This window comes from Heliorestis acidaminivorans (genome assembly GCF_008933955.1).
GTDB classification, from domain to species: Bacteria; Bacillota; Desulfitobacteriia; order Heliobacteriales; family Heliobacteriaceae; genus Heliorestis; species Heliorestis acidaminivorans.
Genome location: NZ_WBXO01000003.1, coordinates 16,751 through 29,539, shown reverse-complemented (window position 1 = coordinate 29,539; position 12,789 = coordinate 16,751). Strand labels below are relative to the sequence as shown.

11 protein-coding genes are annotated in these 12,789 nt (G+C 41.9%); 8 read left to right on the top strand and 3 right to left on the bottom strand.

What is annotated here, in order from left to right; genetic code table 11:
* The first annotated feature begins 37 nt into the window (after positions 1–37).
* The 4 genes from F9B85_RS04975 (at position 38) to F9B85_RS04960 (ending at position 5,660) form a co-directional block, all read left to right on the top strand.
* Entirely contained in the window at positions 38–1,438 is a 1,401-nt protein-coding gene (locus F9B85_RS04975; RefSeq protein ID WP_151619157.1) for a methyl-accepting chemotaxis protein, read from the top strand.
* 157 nt (positions 1,439–1,595) lie between these two features.
* Positions 1,596–3,200 carry a spore germination protein gene (locus F9B85_RS04970; RefSeq protein WP_243138091.1) on the top strand — a complete coding sequence of 535 codons (1,605 nt, stop codon included), beginning with the start codon at positions 1,596–1,598 and terminating at the stop codon, positions 3,198–3,200.
* The gene (locus F9B85_RS04965) at positions 3,193–4,290 is read left to right on the top strand and encodes a GerAB/ArcD/ProY family transporter (RefSeq protein ID WP_151619153.1); all 1,098 of its coding nucleotides are present in this window, start codon (positions 3,193–3,195) and stop codon (positions 4,288–4,290) included. The genes F9B85_RS04970 and F9B85_RS04965 overlap by 8 nt, the downstream gene beginning before the upstream one ends.
* A gap of 80 nt (positions 4,291–4,370) precedes the next feature.
* Positions 4,371–5,660, top strand: a complete 1,290-nt coding sequence (locus F9B85_RS04960; RefSeq protein WP_170270186.1) for a Ger(x)C family spore germination C-terminal domain-containing protein — start codon at positions 4,371–4,373, stop codon at positions 5,658–5,660.
* A 5-nt stretch (positions 5,661–5,665) separates the two neighbouring features.
* On the opposite strand, the gene F9B85_RS04955 is transcribed toward F9B85_RS04960, so the two are convergent.
* Positions 5,666–6,481: a UbiA family prenyltransferase gene (locus tag F9B85_RS04955; protein WP_151619150.1), complete on the bottom strand. Its 816-nt coding sequence runs from the start codon at positions 6,479–6,481 to the stop codon at positions 5,666–5,668.
* 122 nt (positions 6,482–6,603) lie between these two features.
* Here F9B85_RS04955 and F9B85_RS04950 point away from each other — a divergent pair, with 122 nt between their 5' ends.
* A complete protein-coding gene (locus F9B85_RS04950) occupies positions 6,604–7,971 on the top strand; it encodes an NCS2 family permease (RefSeq protein ID WP_151619148.1) in 1,368 nt (455 codons plus the stop codon).
* 163 nt (positions 7,972–8,134) lie between these two features.
* Here F9B85_RS04950 and purE read toward each other — a convergent pair whose 3' ends face one another.
* Together purE and purK are read right to left on the bottom strand one after the other, a co-directional pair.
* Positions 8,135–8,620 (bottom strand): 5-(carboxyamino)imidazole ribonucleotide mutase, encoded by a 486-nt coding sequence (gene purE, locus F9B85_RS04945; protein WP_151619146.1) that lies wholly within the window; start codon positions 8,618–8,620, stop codon positions 8,135–8,137.
* Positions 8,621–8,705: 85 nt separating this feature from the next.
* On the bottom strand, positions 8,706–9,842 hold the full coding sequence (gene purK / locus F9B85_RS04940) for a 5-(carboxyamino)imidazole ribonucleotide synthase (RefSeq protein WP_151619144.1): 1,137 nt from the start codon (positions 9,840–9,842) through the stop codon (positions 8,706–8,708).
* Positions 9,843–10,435: 593 nt separating this feature from the next.
* On the opposite strand from purK, the gene purB reads away from it, so the two are divergent.
* From purB to purS, 3 genes are read left to right on the top strand one after another with little or no spacing between them, the layout of a single operon-like run.
* Positions 10,436–11,731 (top strand): adenylosuccinate lyase, encoded by a 1,296-nt coding sequence (gene purB, locus F9B85_RS04935; protein ID WP_151619143.1) that lies wholly within the window; start codon positions 10,436–10,438, stop codon positions 11,729–11,731.
* A 50-nt stretch (positions 11,732–11,781) separates the two neighbouring features.
* On the top strand, positions 11,782–12,498 hold the full coding sequence (gene purC, locus F9B85_RS04930) for a phosphoribosylaminoimidazolesuccinocarboxamide synthase (protein WP_151619510.1): 717 nt from the start codon (positions 11,782–11,784) through the stop codon (positions 12,496–12,498).
* 16 nt (positions 12,499–12,514) lie between these two features.
* Positions 12,515–12,766 (top strand): phosphoribosylformylglycinamidine synthase subunit PurS, encoded by a 252-nt coding sequence (gene purS, locus F9B85_RS04925; protein WP_151619141.1) that lies wholly within the window; start codon positions 12,515–12,517, stop codon positions 12,764–12,766.
* The last annotated feature ends 23 nt before the right edge of the window (positions 12,767–12,789 follow it).

The window sequence follows — 12,789 nt, the reverse complement described above, 5'->3', positions numbered from 1 at the left end:
GTGATGCTAGTGGAGAAGTGGAAAAGGAGAGTTAACTTTGAAGAAAGAAGGAAAAAGACAAAAAAAGGGTGACAATGAAATAGAAAAGTTGGTAAAGACTGTTGGAGTTGACAAACTAACCAAAACAATGCTCGGTTCTGTTACTAATATGAATAAAGTACCTCTTAGCATTAAGCTAAAAATTACTTTAAGCCTCGTAATTGCTTTATTAATTAGCCCTACTATTGCTGTTTTTTTAGATCGTTTTATTCAGGACTTATTGTTAGCTTCCGAAATTTCAGTAGGTAACCTCTCTATTTATATATCGACAGTACTAAATCTAGCTGTATCGGCTCTCATTGTTTTGTTCATGCTTAATATCATTATTCTAAATCCCTTAAAAGAACTAGGTGACAAGATGATACGTCTTGGAGAAGGAGATCTTACCGTGCAAGTCGATTTTCGCTCTAAAGACGAGATTCAAGCTCTTGGTTCTGCCTTCAATCTCATGGTTATTAATCAAACAGAACTAGTCAAAAAGGTAAAACAAAACGCTCAAGAATTGGCGGCGGCATCAGAAGAAATGGCCGCTTCATCACAACAAGTACGTTATTCTGTATCAGAGATTGCCACAAGTACACAAGGAGTAGCGACAGAGTCTGAGCAGGGGACTCAGTCGATTGCAGAAGTTGCGCAGGTACTCGTAGAGATTTCTTCACTTTTACAGATAGCCAAAGAAAAAGCTCGTGTTGCAACAGAGAGCTCGAATAAAACTATGGACAAAGCTGTGGCAGGAAAGGAAAGCGTAGACAAGAACAATAAGCAGATGTTAGATATCAAAGGTAAGATGGGCGAGACGGAAGAGCAAATGAAGAACTTACAAGATTACTCTCGTCAAATTAGCACCATCACCAACACCATTACAAGCATTGCTAATCAGACTAACTTGTTAGCCCTTAATGCGGCTATTGAAGCGGCTCGAGCTGGTGAACATGGACGGGGATTTGCAGTCGTTGCAGACGAAGTTCGCAAACTAGCAGAACAATCAGATCAAGGAGCTGCAGAAGTAGATAAGCTATTACAAAAAGTTCTCGGTGCTACCGAATCAGCAGTACAATCGGCCCAACAAAGTAGGTCAGAGATCGATCAAGGTGTTTTGCTAATTAACCAAGCGGGAACAGCTTTACAAGACATCTTAAAAGCTGTCAATGGTACAGTAGAGCAAATCAACAGTGTTGCCAAGCTCGCTGATGATTCAGTAGCTAGTTCGGATCAGATTGTAGCCTTAATTGGTACGGTAGCTACAGTAATTGAAGATGCCGCAAAGAACGCCCAACAAGTAGCAGCGAAGACTCAAGAAGCTTCTACTTCTATGGAAACGATTGCGGCTACAACAGAAGAAGCAAGTGCCTTAGCTACTGAATTGAATCTGCTGGTAGACAAGTTCAAAGTTGCTTAGTGACTTCTCTTTCTCGAACATAGCCAGCTATATTAATATTATAAAAGCCTTCTGTAAGGGCTCATTAATTGAGCCATTACAGAAGGCTTTTTGTATTCTATGCCCTTAAAGAGCATTCTTTTTCTGTTCTGGGAAAAGCTAGTCTCGGGTGACAGATATGGAAAATGATCGAAAAAGTCTTTGGAAGACTTTCTTATACAAACACAGAGAAAAAGAAAGCACTCCTCCGCCTGAAGAAGATGACTATAAGGTGGAACAAGTTCTGCCCTCTTCTCTTCTTGCGGCTAAAGAGATGTTGGAAAAAAGCCTAGGAAAACCAGGAGATCTTTTCTTTCGCTTTATTAAGCCGCCAGCTCTCAAACGCAAATTTATGATTTGTGCTCTAGAAGGACTGGTGGATCAGAAAGAACTGTCTCTCCATGTTGTTGAACCATTACAGACAACCAAAGAAGTGCTTGATGAAACTGAAGATATTCTAGAAGCCTTAGGCGAAAAGATTATCTCTGTTTCACAATGGGAAAAAATCGATACCACTGATGAAGCAAAAAACCAGCTTCTCGATGGTAACAGCTTACTTTTTGCTGATGGTCTTTCTTCGGCGCTCGTTATTTTCAACCATGAATATGAACATCGTACTGTAAACGAACCGATAACAGAGCAAGTCATTCGAGGTCCGATAGAAGGCTTCGTTGAATCTTTGCAAGTGAATCGAGCTCTCTTACGCAAACATATCAAAGATGAAAGGCTTCGCTTAGATAGTATGCGTCTAGGTCGGCGTAGTCGCTCCAATGTTATTGTGGCCTATGTCGATGGGATTGCTAATAAACCTCGCGTCGATGCCGTCAAAGAAGATATTAAGAGTCTAGATATAGATATTGTTCATGATGTGGCTGAGTTATCGGTTTTACTACAGAAACGATCGGCTAACATTTTTCCTTTAAGCATGACTAGTGAACGAACAGATAAAGTATCAGCAGCCCTTATGGAAGGGCGAATTGCAATTTTTTTAGAAAATTCTCCAGCGGCTATGGTTGTACCAGCTCTGTTTATTGATTTTTGGCGAACGCCAGAAGATTACTATAGTTCACCTGTGTTGGCTACTTTTTTTCGTTTTCTGCGCATGATTTTTGGCAATCACTTGACTATGATGCTACCAGCTTTTTATGTAGCTTTTACGAATTTTCCTTCAGGGATCATTGGTTCTCAGTTGATAATGAACATGGCGGCCTCCCGAGAAGGAATTGCTTTCCCGCCCGTACTAGAAGTTTTGTTTATGCTAATTCTTTTAGACATTATCTTAGAAGCTAGCCAACGTTTGCCTCGTCTCGTAGGCGGCGCAACTACCATTGTGGGCGGTTTAATTCTCGGGCAAGCGGCTGTTCAAGCAAAGTTAGCTTCTAATATTATGGTTATCGTCGTTGCTGTCACAGCTATTACTAATTTGACCGTTTCTAACTTGGCCATGTTACCGGCAATGCGACTTCTCAAATATTACTTTGTTTTGTGGGCCGCCTTCTTTGGTGTAGCTGGCATTGTCTTTGCCGCTACAACAGTGCTAGCTTATGTTGGTTCGCTCAAATCTTATGGTATACCTTACTTGAGTCAAATGTCAGCTATTCACCTCCGTGATGTTTTCGATACGATTTACGTTTTTTCTCCGAAAATGCGAACCCATCGGCCACGTACTTTCAAAACTATTGATGGTCAACGCTGGGATTCGAAAAAGATGAAATATAACGAGGATAGTCTGGACGATGTATAGTGAAAAAATTTCAATGCTACAAATCGGCTTGCTCATGGCTTCTTTTTTTGTAGCTGGTGCAGGTTTGTATTACAATGGCTTTCTCTTTCAAACTGTTGATTATAATCCCTTTGTTCCTCTCTTTTCAGGACTTTTACTAAGTTTTATTCCGGCAGGTTTGGCGGCTTGGCTCTGTGCTCGCTACCCTCGCAAAAATATTTTAACTATGGCTAATGAATTAGTAGGGCCTTTTTTTGGCTTTCTTATCGTTTTTCCTCTAGTGGTAGCTCACTTTACTCTTCCTCTTGCTATCTCGAGAATTGCATCTGAACTGATTGTTGATGTTTATTTAGAACAAACACCACCCTGGGCCATGACAGTAGTATTGCTTTCCATTTCCTGCTGGATAGCTACGCTAGGGACTGAAGCAGTAGCCCGTACTAATGATGAACACTTGGTAATTATCTTTCCATTAACAATGATCATGTTTCTTTTGTCTTTCTCCGATATCCGACCGGAGTTAACACGTCCTTATCTACAAGTGGACTTCTCTTATTGGATTCAACCTGAATTTTATGGTTCCTTACTTCTGTTTCTTAGCTTTACTATTGTTCTTTTTTTAAACAATTCCATAAGTCATAGCACCAAAATTTACCGTATGATCTTTGGGCTTAAATTTATTGGTGCTATTTACTTATTCATTACAGCTTATATGATCCTCGGAACACTAGGCATGGAAATGGCCGCAACTTTTGATCAGCCTTTAAAGGTAAAAATGACGACCTTACGAGAGACCGTCTTTATTGAACGGATTGATATTTTTCTAGTCCTCCTCTGGTTGTTTCCAACAGTAACTTCGAAAGCTGTACTGATTGTTACAGGTGCTCGAGCACTAGGGCAGTGGATGTCTTTGCCGGACTATCGACGCCTCGTTATTATATATTACCTCGTTATTATTACCTTATCGCCCCTTATGCTTCCTTTCCAGCATGCTAAAAGAACTCTGCTCTATCTAGGTCCTATCTGGATGCTTTATCTTACTTTAATTTTGCTAATTCTAGCTGTTGCTTCACTTTGGAAAAATCCACAAAAAGCTTCCCCAAGAAGGTGATAATACCGATGCGATCGCTAACATTTTTTTTCATAGTCTTATTATTTTTACTTACGACAGGGTGTTGGGACTCTACCGCTATGGAGCGTCGAGCTTTGGTTATGAACATTGGCTTTGATGTAGGTGAAGAAAAACCTTTAGCTCTTGTTCTAGACATTCACAACGCCAAACAGTCTGATGCCAATACCATGGTTGGACCGCCTGGAGCTTTAGGACCTGCTGTGATTGCACCTAGAACAGAAGGAACTACTATTGATGAATGCTTAGAAGAACAGCGGCGCAATATGCCCAGGCGTATTGACTTTGGCCTTGCTTCTGCTGTGGTTATTACAGAAGATGCGGCTAGAGAAGGAATTTTTCCTTATCTATCATGGATTTTCTTTCATCCCAATGTGCGCAACAACTCTTATGTTATTGTGACGAGCACGGACCTACAAAAACTTTTTACTGAAGAAGCAAGAGTTGTTGAAGGAACAATGGGTGGGGCGCTACTAGTAAGCCAGCTTATGGCTGATCGAAAGACAGCCGCCCTAACTAGAGTAAATCTATGGGAAGCCTATCGAATTCAACTGGATGGAACAGGTAGTCTTATGGTACCTTTTGTTCGCTCTCAAGAAGGTCGCATTTATTATGAAGGGTCAGCTGTCTTCGATGGCGATCGCATGATTGGTCTGCTTGATCCCGACGAGTCTGCTTTTGTAAATATTATCGCAGAAGAGAGAATGCCCTATCTTTTTACTTTTGACTTTATCCCTCCGGAAGTGAAAGAAAATGGACAAGAAGACGAGCAAGTCCCAGCAGTAGAAGAGCGGCAAGAAGTACAGGAAGAGCAAACTGCCGAAGAGCAAGTCCAAGAAGATAGCGAAGAAGGTTCTTCTCCAGAAAAAGGCCACTTAGCAGAAGGTGATAGAGAACCGAAAAAAGAGCAAAAGCAAAGTAATGGTGTCGAAGGAAGACCTGAGCGAGAAGGCAAAATGGATGTACCTGATGAAGAAGCTTCTCGCATGACACTACGCTTTTATCGAGTTCAGAGAAGTTATGATATCGAAAAGATAGGCTCTCAACAATACGAAGCTAATATTCATGTTCACTTTACTGGTATGCTCAGTGATGCTAATCCACCGCAAGTTCGTTATGACCGTGATGACTTTGATGCCATGAACGAACAGGCGGCTCAGGCTCTAGAAAAGAAAATGCAAGCAGTAATAGAGAAGATCCAAAAAGAGTTAAAAGCTGATGTGCTCCACCTAGGTCGCTATGTGCGACCTATAGATATACGTGAGTGGGAGGCTATGGATTGGTTCGATGTATATCCAGAAGTAACCATAAATGTTTCAGTAACTGTAAGAGTTTTAGGTGCAACTCGTTAGTGAAATTAACGTCCCAACATAGCACCAATCAAGACAAGAAAAGCCCAGAGATGACTAGGATGACTGGCCGAATGGTTTTCATCCCACCGTAGAGCATGTCCCATAATGGCTAAAGAAGCAGGACCTGCCAAGAGAAGATAGAGGATATGGAAGTTAAAGAAAGCAGGAAGAAGTAGCAAAATAGCGGCGGCAATAAGGTTATAACGGACCCAGAGGCGTGCCAAAGAAAGGTTGACATGTGGTAAAGTTCGCAGAGGTCGCTGAGAGTCGCCTTCTAGATCCCATTCATCTCGAATCACCCGACTAGCCAAATGAAGTGTACTAATGGCCAAAGCCAATAGAAGTAATCTAGTAGATGGTAAATCTGCCGTAGAAGTAGAACCTAGTAAAAAAGCGGAAAAAATAAATAGAAAAATAGATATACTACGTCCATACCAATGTTCTTGCATAAGGCGATGCAAAGGAGGGATGACGACAAAGGCTGTAATTACTGCAATGATGATTAAAGCTTGTAGATGGAAAATGGCTAATGATAAAGAAAGAATCAAAGTAGCCGCTCCAAAAAGACGTGCTTGTGACACTGTAATCTTACCAGCTGGCAAAGGTCTTTCAGGATGATTGACCCGGTCTTCCGCCAAGTCGTGAATATCATCAAAAGAGTGTACAGCTAGAATAAGAAAAAAACCAGCTAGTGCTAAAGTGAGCATGGACAAGGCCGTTGCACCTTCAACATAAGCTGATACAGCAACGGTAAAAGCATAACGAATCGCTACAGTACCTCGAGCCAGAGAGATCCATAGAGAGCTATCAAGTATCTGCATAAAGTTCTCCTTTCCCAATATCACAACGAGGGCACTTTTGGCTCTGACAATAGACTACCCTTCGTTGACATCAAAATTTCACCTCCTAATAGAATGAGGTTGAAAAAAAGGAGAAATCAGAGTTGCTAGAAAGATTATTTCAACTACAAAACAGAGGAACAACAGTAGGAACTGAGGTAACAGCCGGCGTAACCACATTCATGACCATGGCTTATATTTTGGCTGTTAACCCGAACATTCTGGCGACTACAGGAATGAGTCGCGACGCTGTATTTTTTGCTACTTGTGTCGGTGCCGCCCTTGTTACCATCGCTATGGGTCTCTATGTAAATTATCCTGTAGCTCTAGCACCTGGTATGGGCTTAAATGCTTACTTTGCTGTGGTTGCTTCACCCATAGGTGGTATTCCTTGGGAAGTTGCTTTAGGAGCTGTCTTTCTTTCCGGTGTAATCTTCCTTATCTTAACAGTGACACAGATACGACAGCTCCTTGTGGTGGCTGTTCCCAATTCTCTTAAGAAAGCGATTACCGTGGGGATTGGGCTTTTCATAACTATCATCGGTTTAAAGCTTTCCCATTTAACTATTGTAAGCCTACACCTAGGACCTTCTCTCGATCAAGTAATTGAATCAAGAGGCTTTGGCGATCTCCTTCATTTTGAATGGGATATTACGATGGGTGCTTTAACGCGACCTGATACATTATTGGCCCTGATCGGACTTACTTTGACAGCCGCTTTGATGGCCTTGAAGATACGAGGCGCTCTTTTGATAGGTATCGTGCTCACGACCATTATTGGAATTCCTTTAGGAGTAACAAATCTTGCAGACTTCACCTTCGCTTGGCCGGCCTTTGATGATCTTGCCGTCGGGGCTTTGGACGTTCGAGGGGCTATTGAAATGGGTATTATTGCTGTCGTATTGACCTTTACTTTTGTAGAGCTTTTTGATACTTTTGGGACACTTGTAGGGACGGCTAACAAAGCAGGGTTGCTTGATGAAAAAGGTAATTCGCCTAAACTGGGTAAAGCGATGATGGTCGATGCTGGTGGTGTCAGCTTAGGTGCTTTTCTAGGAACGTCAGCCATCACAGCTTATGTAGAATCTGCTGCAGGTATTAGTGAAGGTGGTCGTACAGGTCTAACTGCAGTAGTGACAGGCTTACTCTTCCTAGTGGCTCTTATCTTAGCCCCTTTCTTTAGAATCATTCCAGACGCTGCTACTGCACCAGCTTTAATTATTGTTGGCGTCCTTATGATCTCTGTTGTACGCGATATTGACTTTAATGATTTTACCGAAGCTTTGCCTGCCTTTTTAACACTTTCACTTATGCCTTTTACCTACAATATTGCCAACGGTATCGCTGCAGGTATCGTTTTCTACACTTTTTTGAAAGTTTTTGTTGGCAAAGGGCGCGAGGTACACTGGCTTATGTATGTAGTTTCAATATTAATTGTTTGGCGCTATGTAAGCCTTGGAGCAGGGCATTGACGAGATCATGAATAGAAAAAAATAACATGAAGCATTGAATTACAAACTTCTGTTCATGAAGAAGGCACTTGTAAAGCTGGTCTAAATAAAAAGCCAGAGATAATCTCAATTTATTGTCTTTGAGACTATCTCTGGCTTTTGTTTTAAAGATTAACTTCTATACTTATAGTGGTAGTCCTTCTTCGTTTGCTTCCATTACTTTACGAGCTTCTTTGGCTTTGTATTCTTCCAGACGAGCTTCTAAAGCACTGTCGTTTATAGATAGAATACGAGCAGCCATTAAGCCTGCGTTTTTGGCACCAGGAATGCCAATAGCCATTGTAGCGACAGGAACACCACCGGGCATCTGCACGATAGAGAGCAAAGCATCCATGCCTTCAAGTTTAGTAGCTGGAATAGGGACGCCTATGACTGGCAAAGTTGTTTTTGAAGCTACCATGCCTGGCAAATGAGCAGCACCACCAGCACCAGCAATAATCACTTTAATTCCTTTTTCCCGTGCTTTTTCGGCATATTGGAACATCCAGTCAGGGGTACGATGAGCTGAAACGACTTGACTCTCACAAGGAACACCTAGTTGTTCTAAAATGATAGCCGCTTCTTTCATTATAGGCCAATCGCTTTTACTACCCATAAGCAAACCAACCATGGTACTCACTCCTTTACTTTTTAAGGCATATCCCTTTTCTCAGCCACTATGATAATTCTGTTAATAAGTGTTGATAGAACTTTATTTATACTATTGGGTCCCAGCCCATCTTTTCGGTTAAATCAGCAAGGAACTCTGTTGGCTTATCTGTCTTAATGGTAAGATGGCCAACCTTACGACGAAAAGCCATCTCTTTTTTTCCATATATATGAAGCTTTACTTCTTCTGAAAGGTGAGGAATTAATGCTTCTAATTTATCGTAATCTTCGCCTAAGATATTGACCATGACAACAGGGAAAGAAAGATCGACAGGGCCAAGAGGAAGACCACAGACAGCACGAATCAATTGCTCAAACTGAGAAGTATAGCAAGCTTCCCAGGTGTAATGTCCAGAATTATGGGGTCTAGGGGCCATTTCATTTACATAAACCTTATCGCCAACAAGGAAGAACTCTACAGCCAAAAGGCCAACAACCTTAAAATGCTCCGTAATTCTCTCGGCTATATCTTGTGCTTCTGCTACGATCTCTGGCGCAATGCGAGGAGGCACAATAGAAGCGCGTAGAATCTGATGTTGATGTATATTTTCCGCCGCTGGGAAAGAGCGTGTGCTACCATCGGGTGTACGTGCTACAATCACAGAAAGCTCTGTCGTTAGATTCATCATCTTCTCTAGAACCCATTGACCATCCTTGATCTCGTGACGAATCTCATCCCATTGCGACTTCTCACGAATTACCCATTGACCTTTGCCATCATAACCCCCGAGAGCTGTCTTAAGAATGCAAGGACAGCCTAGTTCATCAATCAATGCTGGGATCTCAGCAGATTTCTCCGTAATTCGATAAGGCACAACAGGAAAGCCAGCCATAGCAAGCCGCGTCTTCTCTTCTCTCCGATCTTGAAAATAGGAAAGAATTTTACTTGATTGAGGCACCCAGTGCGACTTTTCAAGCTCTTTTACCACCTGGGCGTTAATATTTTCAGTTTCATAAATCAGAACATCACTGCGTTCTGCTACCTTACGGGCCGATTCAAGATCTTCAAAAGAACCAATAATTTGCTCATCAGATACTTGACCACAAGGACTTGCAGGCGTTGGATCAAGACAAATAACTTGATAACCCATGCGCTTGCCTTCCATGGCCAACATACGACCTAATTGGCCTCCACCGAGAAGGCCGATTGTTTTGCCAGGTAGAATCGGCGTAAAATTACTCAAAACAAGATCCTCCTCATTTCGCCATCAGTTGACATAACTAGGCAAATTCTATCAGATACTTATATCCTGTGCAATAATTATGATGGGAAAACTACAGAGACACAGGAAGAGTGCATATAACTCCCTTAGATCTGGACTGGTCCCACGCTGTTATTGACAGCAAGCTGTCGACGGCTGAGTTTGAGTTCTCAAGTCCAACAATTATCGTGATTTTCTGCAAATCCATGGTTCCCTAAGACCTTTTCCTGTGGTAAACTGACGCTGTAAGGACACTATACAAGTATATAAGCGTTTTTCGCGTGGAAGTGCAGCTCAGGGTTCCGCATTTATGGTCTGGTCCGAGCGCTGCAAAAAGATTCTGCCCTAAGAGGCTCAATCTTTTACACCGAAGGGAGAAAAGCCCAGGCGGATAGGTTCCCACCTTTTAAGTGGGGGAATCTATCCGCTTGGGCTTGATTTTTTTGAATCCTAGTCTTTATTTCTTGCCTTTATTTCAATTCTGAAGGACAATATAAATAGATGACAGGATTCGCTAAACTTTGTCAAACTTTTTAACCCGAAGCCATAAGGACTTGCAAGGAGGACATGGTTGAATGATTGAACGTTACACCCTGCCCGAGATGGGCGCTATCTGGGCGGACCAGAATCGTTTCCAAAAGTGGCTAGATATTGAAGTAGCCGCTTGTGAAGCTTTAGCTGAACAAGGTAAGATTCCTCGTGAAGCTTATGAAGCTATTCGTGACAAGGCGGGCTTTAATGTACAGCGTATTTTGGAAATCGAGGAAGTAACGAAACACGACGTATTAGCTTTCTTAACTTGTGTTGCAGAATATATTGGTGAAGAGTCTAAGTATGTTCACATGGGTATGACTTCTTCTGACGTTTTGGACACAGCTCTTTCTATGCAAATGAAAGAAGCAGGCGAATTGATCGTAGAGAAGTTGAAAAAGCTTCGTGAGGTCATCGGTGAAAAAGCCATTGAACACAAGTACACCGTAATGGTGGGTAGAACTCATGGCATTCATGCTGAGCCTGTAACTTTTGGTCTTAAGATGGCTCTTTGGTACGATGAAGTAGGACGTTCTATTACTAGAATGAACCATGCTATTGAAACAATTCGCGTTGGAGCTATCTCTGGTGCTGTAGGAACTTTTGCTCAGATCGATCCATCAGTAGAGGAATTCGTATGTAACCGCTTAGGATTGAAGCCCGCACCGATTTCTACACAGGTCATTCAGCGGGATCGTCATGCCGAATATATGTCTACTTTAGCTGTTGTCGCTAGCACTTTGGACAAATTTGCTACAGAGTTTAGAAACTTGCAAAGAACAGACATTCACGAAGTAGAAGAATCTTTTAGCAAAGGTCAAAAAGGATCTTCTGCAATGCCTCATAAGAAAAATCCAATCACATCAGAGCGTATCTCCGGCCTTTCTCGGGTCTTACGTGGCAATGCTATTGCCGCTTTAGAAAACGTAGCACTCTGGCATGAACGTGATATTACCCATTCTTCTGTAGAGCGTGTTATCATTCCCGACTCCACTATCTTACTAGATTACATGTTAGCTAAGATGATTGATGTCGTGGATAACCTGAAAGTTTTCCCTGAAAACATGATGAAGAACGTAGAGAAAACCCTTGGTCTGGTAAATAGCCAACGGGTTATGCTTGCCCTAGTTGATAAAGGCGTATTACGCGAGACAGCTTACCACTGGGTACAGCGCAACGCTCTGAAAGCCTGGGAAGTCAAAAAACCTTTTAAAGAGTTAGTGTTGCAAGATGAAGAGATCATGGACAAAATGACAACTGAAGAAGTAGAAGGCCTCTTTGACTACGACTATCATACGAAGCATGTAGACACTCTTTTCAAACGGGTAGGCCTAGCCTAGTCACTTTTGTCTCCTAAGTAGAAAGGTGGGCCCAATTTGCCATGGCTCAAGTGGAAAAGTTAGAACAACTCTATGAAGGCAAAGCCAAAAAGATCTACAAAACAACGGATCATGATATTGTCTGGGTAGAGTACAAAGATTCAGCTACAGCCTTTAATGGCGTGAAAAAAGAAGAGATTGCTAACAAAGGCACTCTCAACAACAGAATCTCAGCTCTTTTCTTTCAATATCTGTCCCAACAGGGCATTCCGACGCACTTTGTAGAATTGCTTAATGATCGAGAGATGCTAGTCCGTTCGCTGACAATTATTCCAGTAGAAGTGGTTACTCGAAATATCGTCGCTGGCTCCTTAGCCAAGCGAATTGGACAACCGGAAGGGACTGTACTATCGAAGCCTGTAATAGAGTTCTATTACAAAGATGATGCTCTTGGCGATCCCATGATTAACGAGTATCATATTGATGCCATGAATCTAGCGACACAGGAACAGATGGATAAGGTTAAGGAGCTAGCCATAAGCATCAACAGCATTTTAACGGAATTAATGACTCAAATTAATGTAGATCTCGTGGACTTTAAACTTGAGTTTGGTCTTCATAAGGGGCAAGTTATTCTGGGTGATGAAATATCTCCAGACAATTGTCGTTTCTGGGATCAAGATACGAAAGAAAAAATGGACAAAGATCGTTTTCGTCGTGACTTAGGCGGTCTGGAAGAAGCTTATCGAGAGATTTTGCGTCGTCTAGAAAGCAAACTAGTAAAATAGGGAGGCCCTTACCTTCGTGTATAAGGCCCGAATTGTGATTACGCTCAAAGAAATAATACCGGACCGAGAGGGAGAGTCCTTACTACAGTCTAGTGAGCATCTAACTTTGCATGATGTCAAAGAAGTGCGCACAGGCCGTTATGTAGAGATGGTTATAGATAGTAAAAACAAGCTGGAAGCCCAAAGACAAGTAAGTCAGTTTATTGAAGATAACTTGTTAAACCCAGTGATAGAGCGATATGAGATTCAGCTTGATGAAATATCATAAAAATATCTGGCAGGAGGCCAAAT